This window comes from Gemmatimonadota bacterium (assembly GCA_009838845.1).
Classification (GTDB): domain Bacteria; phylum Latescibacterota; class UBA2968; order UBA2968; family UBA2968; genus VXRD01.
Genome location: VXRD01000073.1, coordinates 59,135 through 77,231 on the forward strand (window position 1 = coordinate 59,135; position 18,097 = coordinate 77,231).

Here is an 18,097-nt window from a genome sequence, read left to right on the forward strand (position 1 = left end):
GAAATTTGGCGATGAGGGTAGTGTTTATGGGCACGCCCGATTTTGCGGTGCCGTCGCTTGTGAGCGTGGCTCAAAGCGGTCATGATCTTGTGGGCGTGGTGACACGACCAGACAGGCCACGTGGTCGGGGTCAGCAGATGCAATCAACCGATGTGAAGGCTGCGGTTGTGTCGCTGGGGTTGGATGTGCCGGTTTTGCAGCCCGAGTCGCTCAGAGATGAGAATTTTTACGCGCAGTTGCAGGCTCTGGAACCAGATTTACTTGTGGTGGTGGCTTTTCTGATTTTGCCGCGTTCTGTGCTGGCGATTCCCAAATTGGGGTCTATGAATGTCCACCCCTCTCTGTTGCCCAAATACCGCGGAGCAGCGCCTATTCAATGGGCTATTATGAATGGTGAGACCGAGACGGGTGTGACCATTTTTCAACTATCGCCGCGCGTGGATGCTGGCGATATTTTAATTCAACAAAAGATGGCGATTGGGGACGATGAGACGGCGGGCGAACTGTATGAGCGGTTGAAAGTGATGGGCGCTGAGTTGCTCATTCGGGCTATTGATGGCATGGCAGATGGTTCTGTTATTGCCGTGCCGCAGACGGATGCAGGGGTGAGTCGCGCTCCAAAATTAGAGAAAGAAGATGGCGAGATTGATTGGTCAAAAGGTGCTGGAGATATTCGCAATCTCATTCGGGGAACCAATCCTTTTCCGGGAGCGTTTACACTCTGGCGCAACAAATTGCTGAAGGTTCACCGGGCAATAGTTGACACGGGGATGGGAGAAGCGGGCATCGTGATTGGTGCAGATGGGAAACGCGGACTTGTCGTGGGAACGGGCGAGGGAGTTCTCGCGCTGGACGAGGTGCAACCGGCAGGTAAAAAGCGCATGTCCGGTGCTGATTTTGTGCGGGGATATCGCATTGAGGTCGGGGAGAGATTTGGTTAATCGATTCAGGAGGTGGTCATGCTGGTAGGTTTGATGGTGATGTTTATAGGAATAGCCATTACGTTGTGGGCGCAATTTAAGGTGAAGCGCACATTTCGCAAATACGATGAATTTGTTGCGCGAAGCGGTGCGACTGCAGATCAGGTCGCGCGAGATATTTTGCGTCGCGGCGGTTTGCCCGTGGGCGTGGAGCCTGTGCATGGGCATTTGACAGATCACTACGATCCGAGAGATCGCATGCTGCGCCTGTCGGAAAGTGTGTATGGCAATCGCTCCTTAGCCGCGATTGGCGTGGCTGCTCACGAAGCCGGGCATGCGTTTCAACACGCACAGGGATATGTGCCCCTGTCTCTTCGGACGAGCCTGGTTCCGGTGGCTAATTTGGGATCGAAGGCGGCGTGGATTTTCATTATTGCCGGGGCACTTTTCAGCATATTTGAACTGCTGTTTTTGGGTATTGTGTTCTTTTCGGCGGCTGTGGTTTTCAGTATTGTCACCCTGCCAGTTGAATTTAATGCGAGTAGTCGGGCTATTCATATTCTGGCAGATGGCGGATATTTGACACCTGAGGAGATCCCCGCTTCGCGCAAGGTTTTGAATGCCGCCGCGCTGACTTATGTCGCATCAGCACTGGTGGCGATTTTGGAGTTGTTGCGCTTGTTGTGGATGGCGGGTTTTTTGGGCGGATCGGATGAGTAGCTGACTGCTAATTTTTAGGGAGGACTATATGTACGATGTGGTGACTTTTGGCGAGGCGATGATTCGGTTGTCTTCGCCAGAATACCGCCGATTGGAGAATGCGAGTAAACTCGATGTCGAGATCGGTGGGGGAGAATACAATGTCGCGGTCGGTTGCGCGCATTTGGGTTTGAAGGCGGCGTGGGTGTCCCGGTTGGTCGATAATTGGACGGGTTGGATTATTCGCAACAAGGGGCGCGAGCACGGGGTGGATATGTCCAATATTTTGTGGACGGATTTTGACGGTGTAGGGCTTGAGCGTAATGGGTTTTATCATATGGAAGTGGGGGTGGGGCCGCGTGCGAGTGCGGTGACGTATGACAGAGGTCATACCGCGATTATGAATATCAAACCCGGAATGGTGGATTGGGTATCTATTTTTGAAGGGAGCAAGTGGTTTCACGTCAGTGGGATTACACCCGCGTTGTCCGAAGGTGCGTCAGAGGCTACAGTAGAAGCACTGGTAGCAGCCCGCGATGCAGGCGTGACCACGAGTTTTGATCTCAATTTCAGATCTAAATTGTGGAGTGCAGAACAAGCACAGGAGACGATTGCAAAGTGTATTCCGCATGTGCAGGTGCTTATCGGTAACGAAGAGGATTTTGAAAAGACGATGGGGCTTAAAGCCGAAGGCACGTCGGGCGATTACGATGCGCTGGATCCCGAAAGCTATAAAGATGTCGCGCGGAAGGCCATATCGCAATATCCCAATGTGACGCTTGTGGGCACAACCCTGCGCGTTGCGAAGACCGGATTGCTGAATGACTGGCGCACACTGCTTTACGATGGCAGTGAGTTTTATTTTTCGCGTATTTACGAAAATTTGGAGATGGTAGATCGCGTGGGTGGTGGCGATAATTTTTCAGCGGGTATTATTGCCGGGGTGCTCGAGGGCGAGCCAGCTCAGGATATCGTGGATTTCGCAGGGGCTTATTCGGCGCTGGCACATACGTTCCCGGGGGATGTGAACTGGGCTACGCGATCGGAAGCCGAGAGTGCGATGAAGGGTGAGAGTGCGCGGATTAGACGATAGCGTCTGAAAGGGGATATGGCAAGGTTGCAAAAATGGCAAAACTTGATAAATTAAAAGAAGAAATAGGATGGATGAAAATTATATTTGGTATATTGGTTGCCATTGATATCTCCCTTGTTGCCTGGTTGGCACAAAACTACAAAACCGCTACATTCCTTGTGTTTATATGTGCCATTGGGGCTTTTGGGACCACAGTCGGCATTGTATGGGTCAACAAAGCGGCGTATCACAAAATCAACAAACTGGAGGATTTGTGATGGAATGGTTGCTCATTACAGTTTTTTTGGTATTTATGACAGGCATTGGCATTGTCACTGTCCAGGCCGTTAGAAACGGTAGCGAAACGGATAGCAAGTCCGACAAATCAACGCCCTGATGGTTGATTGATAAACTGGAGGATCTATGAGGGAATGGTTCCTTATTGCAGGTTTTGCGATCTTCATGACTGGCATTATTACGGTGGCTGTACAGGCCATTAGACATGCCTATAAGGATGATGGCAAGTCCAGCAAATCGACGCGCCCATGAAGGGTCAGGTTATGTATGGTGCAATAACGAATGCCTCTCTCCATTTTGGAGAGAGGTTTAATTTTGTGAGGAGGATAAATGTCAAGTACTTTGGATCGCATTATTGATTGCGGTGTGGTTGCCGTGTTGCGGGCAGATAATCCGTCGCAGTTGATGGATGTGTCAAAAGCGTTGCGCGAAGGCGGTGTGGTGGCAATTGAAGTGACGATGACGGTGCCGGGGGCGCTGAAGGTGATTGAAGAAGCGTCGGCAAAGATGGCAGATACGATTATTGGGGTGGGGTCTGTGCTCGATCCAGAGACGGCGCGGGCAGCAATTCTATCCGGCGCAGAATATGTGGTGAGTCCCATTTTGAATACGGCGGTAATCGAGATGAGCAAGCGGTATGGCAAGGCCGTGATGCCCGCAGGGTTTACGCCTACAGAAATTTTGACGGCCTGGCAAGCGGGAGCCGATGTGGTCAAGGTGTTTCCCGCTGGCGTGGGAGGACCGTCTTATTTTAAGGATATTCTGGGTCCTTTGCCACAGGTGAAGCTCATGCCCACGGGTGGGGTAGATGCCAAAACAACGCCCGAGTTTATCAAAAATGGCGCGGTGGCTGTGGGGGCTGGCAGTGCGATGGTCGATAAGACGGCTGTGGATAATAAAGACTGGGCATCTTTGACGGCAACGGCAAAATCTTTTGTAGATGCTGTGGCGCAGGCGCGAGTGGAAAAATGAGTTTGACGATTGGCATAGATTTAGGGGGCACCAATACGCGTGCGGGGCTTGTGACAGCGTCTGGGGAGATTGTAGGTAGGGCGCGGGGACCGACGCGATTGCATCTGGGGGCTGAGGGTGTGATATATGGCATTGCCGAATGTGCGCGTGCGGCTGCGCGAGATGGTGGGATTTCACTGGCAGAAGTACAGGGGGTAGGGGTTGGTGCGCCCGGTCCATTAGATCCGTTTGAGGGCGTGATCATATCGCCCGAGAATTTGCAGTGTATGCACGGTGTGCGGTTAAAGGATCGCCTGGAGGCATTGCTCGGTCTGGGCGTGGTGGTGGATAATGATGCAAATTTAGCGGCTTATGGCGAGCAATGGCTGGGAGCTGGTCGAGGTGTTGATCACTTTTTGTGCGTGACTCTGGGCACGGGAGTTGGCGGTGGATGGATTAGCGAGGGACGGGTTATGCACGGGTTTAATGGCAATGCGGCCGAGGTGGGGCATATTACAGTGGATCACAATGGACCGCGCTGTCCGTGTGGTAATTTTGGATGTTTGGAGATGTATGCATCGGCCACGGCCATGGTGCGCCGCACGCTGGAAAGACTTGAAGGGGAAAAGCCGGAGACGTCTCTGAAAGCCGGGGGTTTGACCACACAGGTTATTTTTGAAGCGGCAGAGACAGGTGATGATTTTGCAATGCAGATGTTTGAGGAGACGGGGTTTTTCCTCGGTGTGGGGCTGGTGAGTCTGGTGAATGTATTGAATGTGGATCGCGTTGCACTAACAGGCGGATTGGCGCAGGCGGGTGATTGGATTTTTGATCCGGCGATGCGAACTTTTTGGGATCGCGGTACTGTTGGTGTAAAAGAACATGTGCAGATTGTTTCTGCTGAATTGGGCGATGACGCGGGAATTTTAGGCGCGGCCAGACACGCGCAGAGGAATTAAAAATTAAAAACTGATGTTACGCATTATGCACAATATAATGGTCTGTCATTTTGAGCGGAGCGCAGCGGAGTCGAAAAATCTTCTACCAACGCAGGTGGAACAGATGCTTCGGCTCCGTTACACTCCGCTCAGCATGACAAAAACCACAGACATGCGTAACATCAGTTCCTAATTCTCTTGTTCCTTTTGCCACGCTTCATATTCTACACGCGCTTCATCTGTCAGTGGATAATATTTCCGCAGGTCGCCGCCTTCGGCGAGTTTCATTCGGCTAAAGACTTCCCATTCGGCGTGTTCGGTCGCTTTTTCTGCCAATTCAGGCGCGAGTTTAATCGGTACTACCACGGCGCCGTCGTCGTCGGCAATAATAATATCGCCGGGCATTACAAGTGTGTCACCACACGCTATCGGGACATTCACGGCGTGGGGGAAAATATTGGTTTGCGCGTGAAAATTGGGCGTTGTTCCTTTAAGCCATAAGCCGAGGTTTAATTCCCTGGCGTGGGGAAAATCGCGAATACAACCATCGACAATTGCACCTTGACCGCCCTGGCCGGAAAAATAGGTCAGCATCATCTCGCCAAAAACGCCACTGCTCATGTCGCCCCGAGCATCGACTACAACCACATCGCCCGGTTGTGTGTGATATAGCACATGGCGATGCAATTGTCTTTCCGGCCCTTGATATTCTCCCGATGAATGCAGATCTTCTCGTTTGGGCATAAATTGTAGCGTCAGTGCCGGGCCACAAATTGATTTGCCCGGCGTTCGGGGAAGGGGCCCCAAAATTTGGGCATCGCGGATGCCCAGCTTAAATAATTCTCCACTTGCTGTGGCACTGCCAATATGTGATAACGCATCAATTAATGACCTGGATGGGCGTTTTATATCCTGTGTTTGAATGGGTTCTAAACTCATCTATAGCTCCTGTTTTGATTGGTTTCACGCATCTTGTATGATCTTAAGATAAACAATGCCCGCATGGATTCAACACTATTTTCTTGTTTGGCAAGAATCTGATTGTACAGTATTTTTGAAGCACTGGTGCTGTTTGTTTTAAGATTTGACATATTCTTAAGCCGTGCGCGATACGGTTTATTATTTTTTTACAGGAGGTCTCATGCTCGGTCTTATCGGACTTGGACTCGTCGGGTCCGCACTTGTTGAACGCTTTCGCGACAAAGGTTTAGAAATTGCGGGGTATGATATTGATTCCGAAAAAATAAAAGCACATGAAGGCGACGGTTTTAAGCCCTGCAAATCGCCAGCCGATGTCGCTGATAAAGCGCGTCGAATCGTTCTTTCGCTTCCCGACTCTTATGTTGTCAACGATGTGGTTACAGGTGCGAGGGGCGTTTTGTCTGCGGCATCTCCCGGCGCAATTATTGTGGATACTACTACAGCCGATCCGCAGATGTCAACTGCGCTTGCCAAACGCCTTGAAAGCAGGAGTATTCGCTTTCTCGATGCGACTATTCTCGGATCCAGTAAGCAGGTGCGCGAATCAGATGTTCTCGTGATGGTCGGCGGTACTTTACCCGTCTTTGAACTGTGTACAGATATTTTTGAAGCCTTCTCGCTCAAGACCTTTCACATGGGGCCTTCGGGCAAAGGTGCGGAAGCCAAACTCATTGTCAATCTCGTGCTCGGTCTCAACCGTCTCGTATTGGCCGAGGGGCTTGTTCTCGCACAAAAAACGGGGGTAGATATCGATGTTTTGCTCGATGTTTTTAAGATGGGTGGCGCGTATTCTCGCGTGATGGATATTAAAGGCGAAAAAATGATCACCGGAGATTTTACCACTCAGGCTGCATTGGATCAGCACTTAAAAGATGTGGAACTCATTCTTGACCTCGGCGCGCGTACGGAAACGCCATTGCCCGTAACCGGGCTTCACGCCCAACTTTTGCGCACGGGCGTTGCGCTCGGTCTTGCAGAACAGGACAATTCCGCCATTGTCGAAGTGTTGAGGAAAATGGCGGGAATTAAATAATCTTGACCGGAAAGGATATGTCCATGATTATTGATACGCATGTTCATTTTTACGATACAACCCGACCCGGTGGCGTTCCCTGGCCGCCCGAAGACAATGCATTGCTCTATCGCCCCGTTTTGCCGCACCACTTTGTTGAACGCACTGAAAAGATGGGTGTGGCTGGGACGGTTGTGGTTGAAGCCAGCCAGCTCGTTGAAGACAATCAGTGGATTTTGGATCTCGCAGCAGACAATCCCTGTATTGTCGGGTTTGTGGGTCGTCTGAATCCCCAGACCGAAGATTTTGAGAAGAATCTCGATCTCTTTTCGGCCAATCCGCTCTATCGCGGGATTCGTCTGGGACTTCAGCGGGGTAGTTTGGAAGATCAAGATGCTCTTATGCCACAACTCCAAAAATTGGCTGACCGCGATTTGCAGCTCGATTTGATGACGAATAGCAAACAGTTGCCCATCAATGCTGTTATTGCCGAGCAAATTCCCGATCTGCGCATTGTTATTGACCATGTTGCACATGTGGAAGTGACGGGTGAAGCACCCGATCCCGAATGGGTGCAGGGTATTCAGACCATTGCTAAATACTCCAATGTGTATTGCAAGGTGTCTGGCATGGTTGAACGCGCAGCACAACAACCCGCCCCCGACGATCCAGCTTATTATGTGCCTACGCTCGATGTGTTATGGCATGCTTTTGGTGAAGACCGCCTGGTCTATGGCAGCAATTGGCTCGTGTGCGAACGCGCAGCACCCTATGAGACGGTGCTCAGTATTGTCACCCATTATATTGAGAATAAGGGACCGGAAGCGATGGAGAAGTTCTTCTGGAAGAATTCAAAAGCTGCGTATAAGTGGATTGATAGATAAAAAGCGCGAATAGACGAATAGACGAATGGAATACACACTGATTTTGGGAGGATGGGCGGAGTTCGTTGATTCGTTGATTCGTTTAATACGTCGCTCCAGTGGAATCTACCATTGGCACGAATCTGACAGGTATAATGTGATTTTGTTGCAATTTGCCTTCCTGCTTGGTCAATAGCACGAGTTCTTGTGCGTCGCGTTTTCCAACCGGAATTACCATGCGCCCACCTTCGGCGAGTTGATCTTGAAGGGGTTGGGGTACCTGCGTTGGTGAACACGTCACGATAATTGCATCAAAAGGCGCGTGTTCTGGCCATCCTTTGTACCCATCGCCAACTTTCACTTCGATATTCTCATATCCCAATGTGTTGAGCAAGTTTGCGGCGCGCTTGCCCAGCACTTCCACAATTTCTATGGTGTAGATGCTGTCACACAACTCGCCCAGAATCGCCGCCTGATACCCCGATCCCGTTCCGATTTCCAGCACTTTATCCGATTCCTTCAAATTCAGCACTTCGGTCATCAGCGCGACAATATACGGTTGAGAAATGGTCTGTCCCTCGCCGATGGGTAATGGATGATCGCCGTACGCTCGTGAAGCATAAGACTCGGGTACAAACTGGTGGCGTTCCACTTTTCGCATCGCTTCCAGGACAGCGGGGGCTTTAATTCCTCGGTTTTCAATTTGTGTCCTTACCATACGTTCTCGCAATCGCTCCATGAGGTCTTGTGCATGCGATGTAGAGATCACCGCCAGACCCATCAATAAGAGCAGTAAAGCATGTGCTGAAATGCTGTTATTCAGTATTTGCATCCTGCGCACTATGTACCTCCTGTATCAGCGTTTTAGAGAAACCAACTCACGGGATCTGGATACGCCTCTTCGCGGGACAAATATTTCAAACCCTTTGCACACCGAATGATCCACCAGACTGGCAAAACCATTATCACTATTACCGCTACGACAAACACGATTGGTAACAGCAGCACTACTGCTATCCCCCACAACAGAGTCAGGTACAACAAACAGATCCAGAACGTGCGAATTTGAAACCGATAGTGCGAAGCCAACCACTCAGGTGCATTCGACCGATTCACATAAGCCATAATAACGCCAATCAGGCCCGTGATACCAAAAGCAACACCGACCAGATATAAAATGTAAACGATCCTCGCTGTACCCGTTATATCATGTTTTTCGTTTGCCATCAAGCCTTCCCTTCACGGTCAGGTTACGACATCGCCATCTGATATGGGTACAGCACCCGGCGTACCGGTTGAAATGACATCTCCAGGGTGTATTAACTTTAGACAAACCAGCCCTCGGGATCTGGATACGCCTCTTCGCGGGACAAATATTTCAAACCCTTTGCACACCGAATAATCATCCAGATCACCCAAAACACCAGCACCACCACGCCAATCACGATGAAGCACAGCACGATGCCCACGACCAGGTATAACAACGAGATCCAGAACGTGCGAATTTGAAACCGATAGTGCGAAGCCAACCACTCAGGTGCATCCGACCGGTTCACATAAGCCATAATAACGCCAATCAGGCCCGTGATACCGACAACAAGCTCGGCTAAATATAGAATGTAAACGATCTTGGCTGTACCTGAGGTCACCGAATATGTCTGTTCTGTCTCAGCCATCAAACCCTTCCTTTCACGATCAGGTCACGATAAATGTCGCTTCCATTTCCTCACTCTCTTTGTATCCAATCCGAATGGCTTTAGCGCGAATGGTGGTTTCGCCTTTTGGCAGGGGAATGGGTCCGGTGTACAATCGCCAGTGTTCATCGCCTGCGAGTTGATACGCCATTGACGCGCCTTGGGTGCCGCAGTAAAATTGTACGATTATCGGTCCCTTGAAGGTTCCGCCTTCGGGGGCGGCCTCTCGGCCTGGGCTTTTTTCACATATTGGTACAAAAACCGGCAATTCGGTCTGCGGCTGCTCTGTGCCCTGCCACATGCGGAATACCATCTGATCTTCGGGCACATCGCCCCATACGTCGTATTTTTCGCGCCAGTCGTCCAGTGCCCCGCACAAGCGGTTCAATGTTTCGGCGTGTGCGGGATCGTCCGCGAGATTATTGACTTCAAATGGATCGTTTTCCGTGTCGTATAATTCTTCTACAGGGCGTTTTTGAAACATCACGTTTTGTACACCTTCCAATTCGCCCGCGAGATGGAGCCGCCACATTTCCTGCAATGCGGGATGCCGATTGCGATAGGGGATCCACAATAAATACGGGTTTTCCGTCATGTAGTTTCGAATGTATTTGAATTGCTTATCCCGTACGGCGCGCATCATGTCATAAGATTCGTCGTATCGATCCCGCGTTGCAAATATGTAATCCCGGTCTTTTTCCTGTGGTCCCACAAAGGGTTGGCCCTGGAGATGGGCTGGGATTTGTACGCCAGCGAGTGATAGTACGGTTGGACCCAGATCGATCATGCTGACCAATCGATCATTAACGCTGCCGGGTTCCAATTCGCCCGGCCAGCGCACGATGCACGGTATGCGAATGCCCGCATCATAGGGCCAGCGCTTGGCTCGGGGTAGTCCTTCGCCGTGATCGCTCCAGATAAATACAATTGTGTTGTCTGCCAATCCATCGTCTTCCAATTGCTGCAACATTTCGCCAACCCATGCATCGTTGTCGGCGATGTTATCGTAATGCCGCGCCAATGCCAGCCGCGCTTTGGGTGTGTTGGGGATATAAGGCGGTAGTGTGACTGAATCTGGATCGGTTTCTACTTCTGGGCGTTTCTCGGGCCACATGCCGCTTTCGTGCGTTACTGTGCGATTAAATACCGCAAAGAAGGGCGTGCCATCGGGACGGTTGCGCCAGTGGGCTTGCGCGCTCAATTCATCCCATGCAGTAATTGGCGGGGCAAATTGATAGTCGGTTTTTGTGTTGTTTGTACAGTAATACCCGGCCATTCGCAAATATTCTGGAAAACATTTGACATAATGCGGTGGTACTGCGTCGTAGGGCGTGGGCATTTGCGGCGCGTGTGCATTGGTGTGGCGCGTGCGCATGTGCTGCGAGCCTATTGCTGTTTGATACATGCCCGTGATAATTGCCGAGCGACTCGGCGCGCATACGCCCGCTGTTGAAAATGCATTGGGGTACCGGCATCCTTCGGACGCCAGTTTGTCGAGATTTGGCGTTTGCGCCACTTCATCGCCATAACACCCAAATCGCGGGCTTGTGTCTTCTAAGGATAACCACAGAATATTTGGTCTATCACTCATTTTCCTTCCTTTGTGAGGGTTACACGTTGGATTCCAATTCTATTATGCACAATCTTTATATGGCAGGCAATCATTGTTTGTTTTGCCTCAGGGTGTGAATATTGTATTTTGCCTATAACTGACAACAAAGAGGTGCGCTATGACGATTGAAGTTCGAGGCAGGGTGATGGATGGACCATCTGGACGCGGTCTGGGTGGTGTTTTGGTCTCCAATGGGGAGCAGATTGTGCAGACGGATGGAGATGGCCGGTACGCGCTTGTGGTGGAATCGGAGGCGCACCGGTTCGTATTTGTGACCGTTCCAGACGGTTTTCGGGCGACATCGGGGTTCTACTCATCTATACGGAACTGGATCGACGCGCAAGATGGGGTGGATTTTTGGCTTGAGTCTGCGCCTGAGCGGGCTGCACGGCAGTTTAAGCTTGTGCAGATTACAGATACACACGTTGTGACAGAAGGAGAGATGCTGACTTCTGGAGAGGTTCTCGCCGAGGCACTACAGCGACTTGTCCGGGAAGCCGATCCGGATCTGATTGTGGTGAGCGGAGATCTCACGAATAGGGGGGAGCTTGCCGAGTTGTCCCGTTTTCGAGAGGCACAGGAGACGGTTTCAACGCCGGTTTTCCCGCTGTTCGGCGGGCACGACGGAAACGAGGAGCGCCACGAGGGGGGCTCAGCGGACAATACGTTTACCCGGAATTTCGAAGCGGTGCTCGGTCCCTCGTATTATAGCTTTGATTGGGGGGGACGCCATTTTGCGTTTTATCCCAACGAGCAGTCGTTTTTTTCGCTTGCAGACCAGGAGCGAAAGGAGGTATGGTTCTGGGCGGATTTGGCGCTACAGCCTGCGGATCGGGAGATCGTGGTGGTGGTTCACACGCCTCCGCCGGTTTCATTTTTGGAGGCGTTGAGCCGATATAATGTCCGCCTGGTACTGCACGGGCACTGGCATTCCAGCAAGGTGTTCTCTTACAAAGAGATGGTTGTGGCCGCAACTCCGGCGTTCTGTTTTGGCGGGATCGATACATCGCCGAGGGGCTACCGCGTCGCGCGGTTCGGAGAAGAGGGGGCGGAAGTGGAACTCTGCGCGCACAAACCCACTGGTGTTTTGCCACCTTCCGGGGATACGTCGGTGGAGATTTCTTTCGACGAAATGGGGTTGCACCTGCGCTGGGAGCAACAACTTCCGGGGGGATTGCACCGGGCAGCACCCGTGCAGGCGGGAGATCAGATGCTGTTGAGCCTGCGGGACGAGGGTTATCCCGCCCGCAACGGGGTCTGTTGTATTGAGGTGGGTAGCGGAGATCTGGTGTGGCATGCACGCACAGATGCGACGGTGAAAAATAGCGTGGCTGTAGATGATGGCATCTGCGTGGCTGTGTCAGTTACCGGGCGGGTTCATGCGCTGGAGCAGGCGTCGGGCCGCCTGCTGTGGCATGCGAATCTGCCCGGGTATCCCGACCGTTGGATTTACACGTCTCCGGTTATTGCAGAGGGGACGTTGTACGCAGGGGCGAAGGCCGGTTACGCGGCTTTTGATCTCAAAACGGGAGAGCAGCAGTGGTATGTACCTGTTGACGACAGCGATAACTGGTCGTGCTACGCAAGTCCCCAGGTTTATGAGGACCTGCTTCTCCTGCTCGTGCCGCGGCGGGGACTGATGGCATTGGACCGACAAAGTGGGGAGGTTGTGTGGGAACAGCAGATAGGGGTTGAGTATCCATATCCAACGCCGATTGTGTCCGGAGACTTGCTGGTAAGTGGGGGAGACTCATCGCATTTAACCGCGTTACGGGCAATTTCGGGGGAGGTTGTGTGGGACAAGCCGATCCTCCCATCCAGTTATCCGACCGGACTGCTCGTGCGGGATGGACGGATCTACGCCACCACATCGGAGGGAGATGCCCTCTGTTTTGATTTCAATTCCGGGGCGCTACTGTGGCGGTTCCAGACGGGAGGCGATCTGCTGGATATGGTGCCTTATCGCAGAGGCGTGCAGAGCATTTTAGCTGCGCCATTCCATTTTGAGGATTGTCTTCTAATTTGTGGATGTGATGGGTGTTTGTACGCTTTGGATGCCGCTTCCGGCGAATGCCGGGGGCGTGCGGCGTTCGGGTCCCCAATTACAGCGCCTCCCTGTGTGTGGGGAGACGGCTTGTTTTTAGGGACGTACGATGGGCGGTTTTTCTATTTTGAGCGCGTGGGGGATTGACGTGATGGAAGGAGCACAACATGGGATCTTATCGGGGAGCTGTTATTGGATGTGGGCGGATCGGCAGTACTATTGATGATGAGCACGTAAATAGGCCCCAGTTTCGATATCCCTGGGCACACGCGCCCGCGATGATCGAAGCGAAGGGGATTGATCTGATTGCAGCTTCGGATCTTTACGTGGAGCAACTGGACGATTTCAAAAGTCGATGGGGCGTAACGGCACTTTATACCGATTACCGCGAGATGATCGCCAAAGAGAAGCCAGATATCGTCAGTGTGACGACACGGGCAGAGGAACGCGCAGAGGTCGTCACAGGGGTGGCGGAGGCTGGTGTTAAGGCGATTTATGCAACCAAGCCGATATGCCGTAGTCTGGCGGAAGCAGACGCGATGATCGATGTGTGTCGGAAGAATGGGGTTATGCTCGCTATTGCCTGTCACAAAAATTGGAGTCCGTGGTTCCACGCATGTCTAAATTCAATCCGAAGCGGCATGATTGGGAATTTCTCTTCGATGGTCTGCAATTACGGCTGGCGGCTCTCACGCGGTCACAGCCATACGCTGGCTCTGTTTCGTCTTTTTGCCGGGGCATCTGCCAGGTGGGTATTTGGGAATATGAATAGTGATGAAGAGGCCCGCGGCGACAGCGATCTTTCAGGAACAGGGATGATTCGATACGAGAATGGCATCCGCGGATTTCTGAGTACCGGAGGATGGTTGAATATTGACTTTGTGGGAAGCGATGGATGGATAAGTGCCCGGAATGAACACGCAGATTTTGAGATGTGGACCAGGCATCACGAGACCAGAGAACCGATTCGACGACAATTTCCCAATCCCAAAAGACCTCGCAGTTCACAACAGGCCGCTATTGAAGGACTTGTCGAGAATCTAAATGAGGGCACAGAGCCGCTTTGTCCGGGAGAGTTTGGACGAGAAGCGCTGGAAATTGCCATTGCGTTGCGAGAATCGCATCGTCGCGGTGGAGAGAAGATGGAATTACCGCTCGAAGATCGAAGTCTGACCATTCTGGCGTAAAAAGGGAACAATATGCTGATTGGATATGTGAGCGATGAACGATATGTGGCAGTGCCAGAGGTGCTGCTGGAGTTTGAAGGCGAGGCGGGGTCATTTGAGGCGCGTTCGCGGGCGACCGGAGCGGTTTATGCGGATTTGCCTTCCGGGAAGTATAGAGTGACACTTTACAAGCCGGGTTATGGTTTTAAGACAGTACCGCTTGAGATACCGACTAAGGCTCCCTATCAGTTCCGGCTGTTGACCGATGGGTTGCTGGGATATATGTGGCCAAAGTGGGTACAGTCCGGGCAGTCGTCAGAGTTCAGGGTACACGCGGTGGAGGCGTACAAGCTGTCGCTGTGGCGGTATGGATGGCAAAAAGAGTTGGTGCGTCCAATTGGATGGTACGATGAACACGGTCCCCGGGCGACGATGCAAATTACGCCGGATGGGGATTATACGCAGACCGGCATTCAATGGAATGCACAGGGTTATACCAGCCCGACACACAAGCAATATATAACGGCACCCGAGCGGTCGGGATTGTATTATCTGCACGCCAAGACGGAGTCAGGTGTGTTTTTTCCGTTTCCGTGGATTGTCGCACCTGCAAAGCCGAGTGCCGATGTTGCAGTGCTGGCGTCAAATATAAACTGGAATGCGTATAATAATTTTGGGGGGCGCAGCAATTATATCCTCGCGGAGAAATTTCCGCCCAGGCCCACCGTGAATGCGCGAATGGATCTCAAGAGATATACGGACCCCAGACATTTGCTTTTTACTTCAAAGGAATATGCATCGCTGTCGTTCGACCGGCCTGAGCCGATCAATTTTATTGCAGAGGAGGAGCAGATTACCGATCCGATTGAGGGGCGGTCCAACTGCCATGTGGCCCCGGCGGAGTGGCGGTTGCTGGGGTGGTTGGAGCGGGAGGGATATGGATACGATTTTTATGCGGAGACGCAGTTCCATTCCGGGGTATTGAATTTGGACGATTACCGGGTATTGATCATCAGCACGCATCCGGAGTATTGGTCTGCGGATATGTACTATAAGCTGAAGTCCTGGGTGTTTGAGCGGGGCGGCAAGCTGATGTATCTGGGTGGAAATGGTCTGAATTGCGAGGTGGTGTTTACAGATGAATATACTATGGTGGTGCGAAATGGAGATAAAGGCGGGGGGTTCAGCCATCTACAGAAGTTGGGATTGGAGAGTCGATTCCATCTGTTTCACGAGTCAGAAGCGAAACTGCTGGGTGTAACCTGTTCGGAGACGGGTATTATGACTGGAGCGCCTTATCGGGTGGTGGATGGATCGCACGATTTCTTTCAAGGGACTGGCCTGAAGACGGGAGATATTTTTGGAGAGAAGTGTCTGCATATGCGGTGTCCGGGCGGTGCATCTGGACACGAAACGGATAAGATGACAGTGAGTTCGCCAAAAAACGCACAACTGCTGGCCAAAGGCTTAAACCCCGATGAAGGGGGCGCGGAGATCGTATATCACCGCACCGAGAGCGGGGGAGAGGTATTTTCGGTGGGGTCAATCAATTATCCCAGTTCTCTTCCGGTGGATGAGTCGATTTCGGCGATTACAAAGAATGTGCTGGATCGCTTTTTGGATTGATCCACTGATCAATACTGCCAGTATTCTCTAACGTGTTTGGGTATGGATGTCTTCGGGATTTGCTTGCGGCTTTTCCGGACCCCCTGTATCCGCTCTTTGATCGGCGTATTTCCCTTTTTGCGAGATGTGTACAAACCGGTGATATATCGCCGCAACCGATGGATGGGCACTACGCCGTGCCAGACCTCTGGTACGCGAAAGACGACGCTGCCCGCTTTCAGTTCGATTGGAAGATAGTCACCTGCCTGAATATCTTCTTTTGTAGGGAGTATCCGGCTCGGGTCACACGCAGATGCAAAATGGTACAGATGCGTGCCCGGTACGTAGGTCAACGCCCCGGAGTTGACATCGATATCGTCCAGGTAAATCATGGTTGACACCCACTGAAAGGGTGTGGCGAGTTCCGTCGGGCTGCCGTCTGAGTGTCGCCCTACACCTTTGTGTTCTGGCGTGTACCGGTTGGTTTTCATTTGTAATAGAAAAGGCCGCGGTTCATCCAGGATTGCCGAGACGATTCCCAAAATACGAGGATGGGAAAATAATCTGCCCAGGGCCGGATAATTTAACAGCGGTTCATTTCGCAGGCTGTCCCGGCTGCCGGGATCTCCCGGTCCCATCTCCAGATCCAGGTACGCCTGTTCTAACTCCCGGCGGATTGCATCCAGTTCATCTTGCGAGAGCAAGTTGTACAAGACGCCTACGCCGTTCTTCCATGCGGTTTCAACAGCCGCTTTGTCTCCCGCGTCCATTTCCGCCTCCTGTTCAAGTTCTTTATTTTAACCTTGTTCTTTGTTCCATGATGTCACATATTTGTGCATTCATCAAGTAAAAAGCGTTGCCTATTCTACCCAATTTTTAAAATGTCACGTCCGATAATCGGTATTACGACCAGCTTTCTTTCAAAGAGTAAACAGCAATCGTTAGATCACGAGTATGTGATTGCCGTGGAACGCGCGGGTGGTTGTCCTCTTATTCTGCCTATGACAGAGGAACAGGAAACGCTCGCGCCGCTGTTTGCCCTGCTCAACGGCCTGATTATTACTGGCGGCCCCGGTATTACGCAAGGTCTGGTTGGCAAGCTGCCCAAAGACCTGCCCGCGGTTGCGCCCACGCGCTATGAAAATGATATTCGCGCTTTTGAATACGCGCAAAAAAAACAGATGCCCGTTCTGGGCATCTGCTATGGCATGCAATTTATCAATGCTCAATTTGGCGGCACGATCTATGCCGATATTCAAATACAATGCGATGTCGATCCGCATTCACCCGGGCGGACTGAAGATCCCGTTTGCCATACAGTTTCGATCAATCCCAATTCCCATCTCTCGTCTATTCTGGGCGAGACCGAATGTACGACCAATAGCTTTCACCTGCAAGGACTCGAGACGGTTGGCGGGGAACTCAATATAAGTGCCCGCAGTGAAGATCGAGTCATAGAAGGTATCGAAACGCCAGATGGTCGCATTATCGGCGTGCAATTCCATCCCGAAAAAATGCCGAACACGGTCTTTGATTGTATCTTCGAGCACTTGCTTATACAGGCAGATCAAGCCTCAAAGAAAAAATAAAATGAGAATAGTGAATATCCTCGCAATGGCTCTTGTTTTTTCGTTTATAGCCAATTCGAATAATTCTACCCAGGCTATTGACATCTAAATCCTTTTTTTATGCCATAACAAGCTCAGATTGAGATTGCCAGAGTGTGGTAATCTGCTCGATAATTGCGCGAATGAGAGATTCTCCAGCGCGTGATTTGAGATAGGCAAAATTGAGGTCGCAAAAGAAAGATTCTGTTTCCCTTATGGCAATTTGGTCAGACTTTTCTGCAAGACATTTTTCAATGACCGACATGCCAATACCCCCCTTGATCAATTCCAATCGGGTAGCATCGTCGCTAATAGACATAACCTTATTACACGTAAGTCCGCGTTTGGCAAACATATTGTCTGCGATAGCTTGAAAGGGACAGTAGTAAGGATCGCATATCCAGGGTAGATCTGCCAAAACCTCCCAGGTCGCACTTTCGATCTGGTCAGCCCAACGCACGGGGCCAGCAATAACGAGTTCGGTCGTCAATAAGCCGTACGTTTCAACTGCATCAGATATGGGAATGCCATAAATATAGCCAACATCTAAGGTGCGATCTTCCAGGGCTTCTGTAATGCGTTGAGTGACTGAAGAAATAAATTCAAATTTAATATGTGGATATTTTACATTTGTAC

General features: G+C 51.3%; 19 protein-coding genes. 12 read left to right on the forward strand and 7 right to left on the reverse strand.

The genetic code is table 11. From position 1 onward, the window contains the following. The first annotated feature begins 11 nt into the window (after nucleotides 1-11). The 6 genes from F4Y39_09670 to F4Y39_09695 all read left to right on the forward strand — a co-directional run bounded on the left by F4Y39_09670 (nucleotide 12) and on the right by F4Y39_09695 (nucleotide 4,898). Nucleotides 12-941, forward strand: a complete 930-nt coding sequence (locus tag F4Y39_09670; protein MYC13979.1) for a methionyl-tRNA formyltransferase — start codon at nucleotides 12-14, stop codon at nucleotides 939-941. Nucleotides 942-959: 18 nt separating this feature from the next. Further along, entirely contained in the window at nucleotides 960-1,640 is a 681-nt protein-coding gene (locus F4Y39_09675; protein ID MYC13980.1) for a zinc metallopeptidase, read from the forward strand. Nucleotides 1,641-1,668: 28 nt separating this feature from the next. After that, complete coding sequence (locus F4Y39_09680) at nucleotides 1,669-2,712, forward strand: sugar kinase (GenBank protein MYC13981.1); 1,044 nt, start codon at nucleotides 1,669-1,671, stop codon at nucleotides 2,710-2,712. A gap of 32 nt (nucleotides 2,713-2,744) precedes the next feature. Then, the gene (locus F4Y39_09685; protein MYC13982.1) at nucleotides 2,745-2,969 is read left to right on the forward strand and encodes a hypothetical protein; all 225 of its coding nucleotides are present in this window, start codon (nucleotides 2,745-2,747) and stop codon (nucleotides 2,967-2,969) included. 349 nt (nucleotides 2,970-3,318) lie between these two features. Further along, complete coding sequence (gene eda / locus F4Y39_09690) at nucleotides 3,319-3,960, forward strand: bifunctional 4-hydroxy-2-oxoglutarate aldolase/2-dehydro-3-deoxy-phosphogluconate aldolase (GenBank protein MYC13983.1); 642 nt, start codon at nucleotides 3,319-3,321, stop codon at nucleotides 3,958-3,960. After that, nucleotides 3,957-4,898, forward strand: coding sequence for an ROK family protein (locus F4Y39_09695; GenBank protein ID MYC13984.1), 942 nt, complete (start codon nucleotides 3,957-3,959; stop codon nucleotides 4,896-4,898). Before eda ends, F4Y39_09695 begins: the two co-directional genes overlap by 4 nt. A gap of 168 nt (nucleotides 4,899-5,066) precedes the next feature. On the opposite strand, the gene F4Y39_09700 is transcribed toward F4Y39_09695, so the two are convergent. Then, complete coding sequence (locus tag F4Y39_09700; protein ID MYC13985.1) at nucleotides 5,067-5,816, reverse strand: ribonuclease activity regulator RraA; 750 nt, start codon at nucleotides 5,814-5,816, stop codon at nucleotides 5,067-5,069. A 202-nt stretch (nucleotides 5,817-6,018) separates the two neighbouring features. Here F4Y39_09700 and F4Y39_09705 point away from each other — a divergent pair, with 202 nt between their 5' ends. Together F4Y39_09705 and F4Y39_09710 are read left to right on the forward strand one after the other, a co-directional pair. After that, entirely contained in the window at nucleotides 6,019-6,891 is an 873-nt protein-coding gene (locus tag F4Y39_09705) for an NAD(P)-dependent oxidoreductase (protein ID MYC13986.1), read from the forward strand. Nucleotides 6,892-6,908: 17 nt separating this feature from the next. Beyond that, the gene (locus F4Y39_09710; GenBank protein MYC13987.1) at nucleotides 6,909-7,754 is read left to right on the forward strand and encodes an amidohydrolase family protein; all 846 of its coding nucleotides are present in this window, start codon (nucleotides 6,909-6,911) and stop codon (nucleotides 7,752-7,754) included. Between the two features lie 82 nt (nucleotides 7,755-7,836). Here F4Y39_09710 and F4Y39_09715 read toward each other — a convergent pair whose 3' ends face one another. The 4 genes from F4Y39_09715 to F4Y39_09730 all read right to left on the reverse strand — a co-directional run bounded on the left by F4Y39_09715 (nucleotide 7,837) and on the right by F4Y39_09730 (nucleotide 11,018). Beyond that, complete coding sequence (locus F4Y39_09715; protein MYC13988.1) at nucleotides 7,837-8,565, reverse strand: protein-L-isoaspartate(D-aspartate) O-methyltransferase; 729 nt, start codon at nucleotides 8,563-8,565, stop codon at nucleotides 7,837-7,839. Nucleotides 8,566-8,597: 32 nt separating this feature from the next. Next, nucleotides 8,598-8,960 carry a hypothetical protein gene (locus F4Y39_09720; protein MYC13989.1) on the reverse strand — a complete coding sequence of 121 codons (363 nt, stop codon included), beginning with the start codon at nucleotides 8,958-8,960 and terminating at the stop codon, nucleotides 8,598-8,600. Nucleotides 8,961-9,058: 98 nt separating this feature from the next. Beyond that, entirely contained in the window at nucleotides 9,059-9,409 is a 351-nt protein-coding gene (locus tag F4Y39_09725) for a hypothetical protein (GenBank protein MYC13990.1), read from the reverse strand. Nucleotides 9,410-9,428: 19 nt separating this feature from the next. Further along, nucleotides 9,429-11,018, reverse strand: a complete 1,590-nt coding sequence (locus F4Y39_09730) for a sulfatase-like hydrolase/transferase (protein ID MYC13991.1) — start codon at nucleotides 11,016-11,018, stop codon at nucleotides 9,429-9,431. Nucleotides 11,019-11,157: 139 nt separating this feature from the next. On the opposite strand from F4Y39_09730, the gene F4Y39_09735 reads away from it, so the two are divergent. Genes F4Y39_09735 through F4Y39_09745 form a run of 3 tightly spaced genes read left to right on the forward strand, consistent with a single transcriptional unit; the run spans nucleotide 11,158 to nucleotide 15,875 of the window. Next, nucleotides 11,158-13,230 (forward strand): PQQ-binding-like beta-propeller repeat protein, encoded by a 2,073-nt coding sequence (locus F4Y39_09735; protein MYC13992.1) that lies wholly within the window; start codon nucleotides 11,158-11,160, stop codon nucleotides 13,228-13,230. Between the two features lie 20 nt (nucleotides 13,231-13,250). Beyond that, entirely contained in the window at nucleotides 13,251-14,270 is a 1,020-nt protein-coding gene (locus F4Y39_09740) for a Gfo/Idh/MocA family oxidoreductase (protein MYC13993.1), read from the forward strand. A gap of 12 nt (nucleotides 14,271-14,282) precedes the next feature. Then, a complete protein-coding gene (locus F4Y39_09745; protein ID MYC13994.1) occupies nucleotides 14,283-15,875 on the forward strand; it encodes a carboxypeptidase regulatory-like domain-containing protein in 1,593 nt (530 codons plus the stop codon). Nucleotides 15,876-15,883: 8 nt separating this feature from the next. Here F4Y39_09745 and F4Y39_09750 read toward each other — a convergent pair whose 3' ends face one another. Next, nucleotides 15,884-16,624 (reverse strand): phytanoyl-CoA dioxygenase family protein, encoded by a 741-nt coding sequence (locus F4Y39_09750; GenBank protein ID MYC13995.1) that lies wholly within the window; start codon nucleotides 16,622-16,624, stop codon nucleotides 15,884-15,886. Nucleotides 16,625-16,735: 111 nt separating this feature from the next. Here F4Y39_09750 and F4Y39_09755 point away from each other — a divergent pair, with 111 nt between their 5' ends. Next, entirely contained in the window at nucleotides 16,736-17,443 is a 708-nt protein-coding gene (locus tag F4Y39_09755) for a gamma-glutamyl-gamma-aminobutyrate hydrolase family protein (GenBank protein ID MYC13996.1), read from the forward strand. Nucleotides 17,444-17,540: 97 nt separating this feature from the next. Here F4Y39_09755 and F4Y39_09760 read toward each other — a convergent pair. Further along, nucleotides 17,541-18,097, reverse strand: a 557-nt coding sequence (locus tag F4Y39_09760; GenBank protein MYC13997.1) for a hypothetical protein, incomplete at its 5' end; no start/stop codon positions are given.